The following is a 3,411-nucleotide window of genomic DNA, read 5'->3' on the forward strand; positions in this document are numbered from 1 at the left end:
ACCACGCCCGCAACCCCGTCCGCTTCCACGACGGCATCCACCACCTCCACACCCTCGGCGTCACCGAATACCTCGAGATCGGCCCCGGGCGGGCGCTGACGACAGCAGCCCAGGAATCCCTGGCCGAACTCCCCGACGCCGCCGGCGCCCTGGTGACGCCGCTGCTGCACGGCGCCATCCCGGACACCCACGCCGTTCTGGCCGCGCTCGCGCGGGTGCGGGTCCGCCAGCCCCGGGTGTCATGGCCGGGTGTGTTCGAGGGGCAGGCGCCGCGACGGACGGCGCTGCCGACCTACGCCTTCCAGCGCGAGTCATACTGGCTGGCGCAACGCCGCGACGACGCGGACATGTCCGGCACCGGCATCATCCCCACCGGGCACCCCCTCGTCGGCGCCGCCGTCGACCTGCCGGACGGACGCACCGTGTTCACCGGCCTGCTGTCCAGCACCGCGCATCCGTGGCTCACGGACCACGCCATCGCGGGCGAGACGCTGATACCCGCGGCCGCGTTCGTCGATCTCGTCCTCGCCGCGGGCCGTCAGCTCGACGCGGACACGCTCGACGAGCTCACGCTCACGGCGCCGCTGGTGCTGCCCGGCCGGGAGGCCGTCCGCGTCGAGATCGTGGTCGGCGCGGCGGACCCGGCCGGCCGCCGCGACGTCGAGATTCACTCCCGGACGTCCGACGACGGGCCGACGGCCGGTATCGGGCTCGCGGCCGGGGCGGACGAGATCGCCGGGGCGGAGCCGGTTCGGGAGAACGACTGGACGCACCACGCGAGCGCCGTCCTGTGCCCCGCAGCCGCAGGTGGCGCCGACAGCGCCGCGCGCGGCCCGCGAGACGCGGGCGATCCGCACGCGGGCGACGCGGGCGACGCGGACAGCCCCGGGCGCCAGTGGCCCCCGACGGGGGCCGAAGTCATCGATCTTGACGGGTTCTACGACCGGCTGTCCGCGGACGGCTACCAGTACGGCCGCGCCTTCCAGGGACTGCACGCCGCGTGGCGGCTCGGCGCCGACATCTACGCCGAGGTCGATCTGGCCGACAGCGAGCAGGCCGATGCCGGCCGCTTCGCGCTGCACCCAGCCATCCTGGACGCCGCGCTGCACCCTCTGCTGCTCACCGCCGCCAGCAAGGCCGACAGCGGCAGGACCGACAGCGGCGAGGACGACCTCCAGACCGGCACCGCGACCAGCACCGAGACCGCCCCCGGGGACACCTGGACGGCCGAGCAGGGCGGGCTCCGGCTGCCCTTCGCCTTCTCCGAGGTGCGGTTGCTCGCGACCGGCGCCACCTCCCTGCGGGTGCGGGTGCGCCCGGTCGGCGCGGAGACGGTCACCCTGGCACTCGACGATCCCACCGGCCAGCCGGTGGCGTCGATCGGCACGCTGCGGCTACGCCGGACCCGGCCCGCCGGCCACGGGCCACGGCCGAACGCCGCCGCCGGGCTGTACCGGATGAGCTGGACGCCGCTCACGCCCACCACGACCTCGGCCGCGGCCACCACCGCGCCGACCATCGTCGCACTGGCCGACCTCGCCGGTTCCGACCTCGCCAGCTCGGGCGACGAGCGGACGCCGGCGCCGGTCGCCGTCACCTGGCTGGACGACGCGGGCGCGACCGACGGCGCGACCGACGGCCCGGCGGCGGACGACACCACGGCCGCGGGCGTTCACGCCGCGGTGCGGCGCGCCCTGGCGCTCGCCCACGGATGGCTCCAGCGTCCCGGCGGCACGCTCGTCGTCGTCACCCGTGCCGGGGTCGGCGTGGGTGACCGCGACGAGCCGCCCGCTCTCGGAGCCGCGGCGGCCTGGGGTCTGCTCGGCAGCGCGATCAGCGAACACCCCGATCGATTCGTCCTGGTGGACACCGACACCCCCACACTCGGCGACACCGAGATCGCCACCGCCCTGGCCCTGGGCGAAAACAGGCTGGCCCACCGCGACGGGCGGTGGCTCGCGCCCCGCCTCACCCCGGCACCGATCCCGACCCCGACCCCGGCCCCGGCCCCGGCCCCGGCCATCCCCGCGACCACGGGCACCGGCCCATCCAACCCCGCGGCCGCCGCCGACCAGGCCAGGGACATCCGCCAGGCCAGGCAGGCCGAGGAGACTTCCGCGCCGGCCCTGCCGATCCTCCCGGCCGGCGCGGCGCGCGGCGGCACGGTTCTCGTCACCGGAGGCACCGGTGCGCTGGGACGCGTGGTGTCGCGTCATCTCGTCGCCCAGCACGGGGTACGCCACCTGCTGCTGCTCAGCCGGCGGGGGCCGGCGGCCGAGGGCGGGGCGGCGCTGGTCGAGGAGCTACGTGAGCTGGGCGCGGACACCACGCTGATCGCCTGTGACGCCGCCGACCGGGATGATCTCGCCCGCGCGCTGGCCGCCATCGATCCGCGACGTCCGCTGCGGGCGGTCGTGCACGCCGCCGGGATCCTCGATGACGGGGTGATCACCACCCTCACCGTCGACCGGCTGGCCGCGGTGCTGCGGCCCAAGGTCGACGCGGCGCTGAACCTCGACGCGCTGACCCGCGACGCCGAGCTCGACGGGTTCATCCTGTTCTCCTCCCTGGCCGGCGTCCTGGGCAACGCCGGCCAGGGAGGCTATGCGGCCGCGAACACCGCCCTGGACGCGCTGGCGCTGCGGCGCCGGGCAGCCGGGCTGCCGGCGCAGAGCCTCGCCTTCGGCCAGTGGGCGGACGCGGCGGGGCTGACCCGCGACCTGTCCGCCGCCGATCTCGCCCGGCTCTCCGGCGCGGGGATCGTGGCGATGCCCACGGAGCAGGGCCTGGCCCTGTTCGATGCTGCCCTGGCCGTTGGCGACGCGCTGCTCGTCCCGGCGCCGATGGATGCCCGGGTGTTGCGGGAGCGCGCCTCGGCGGGCACGCTGGCCGCGCTGTTGCGCGCGCTGGTGCCGACCGGGCGGGCCCGTCCCCGGCCGGCCGCGGGCCGGGGCGCGCAGCGGGGCGTGGGCGAGCGGGACGCGGGCGAGCAGGGCACGCTTGCCGCCCGGTTCCGCGCGCTTGACCCGCACGAGCAGCAGGAACTGGCGTTGGACACGGTCCGCTCGACGGCCGCGACCGTGCTGGGCCACGCCAACCCGCGGGCAGTCGGCGCCGACCGGTCGTTTCGCGACCTGGGGTTCGACTCGCTGTCCGCGGTCGAGTTCCGCAACGCCCTGGCCAACGCGACCGGCCTGCGGCTACCGGCGGCGCTGGTGTTCGACCACCCCACCCCGGAGGCGGTCGCCCGGCACCTGGTCGCCGAGCTCGCGGAGCCGGCGGCGACCAGCGGTGACGCGCCGGCGCGGGTGCGGGAACGTCGCGCCGACGCGGCCGACGAGCCGATCGCGGTGGTCGGCATGGCCTGCCGCTTCCCCGGCGGCGTCCACAGCCCCGAAGACCTCTGGAACC

At 76.6% G+C, this 3,411-nt stretch carries 1 protein-coding gene; it reads left to right on the forward strand.

Annotated elements, in window-relative coordinates; genetic code table 11:
* The coding region (locus MXD95_RS07525) for a type I polyketide synthase (protein WP_250639814.1) at window positions 1-3,411 on the forward strand (3,411 nt) is incomplete at both ends.

It is taken from the genome of Frankia sp. AiPa1, assembly GCF_023243075.1.
In the GTDB taxonomy this organism is placed as follows: domain Bacteria; phylum Actinomycetota; class Actinomycetes; order Frankiales; family Frankiaceae; genus Frankia.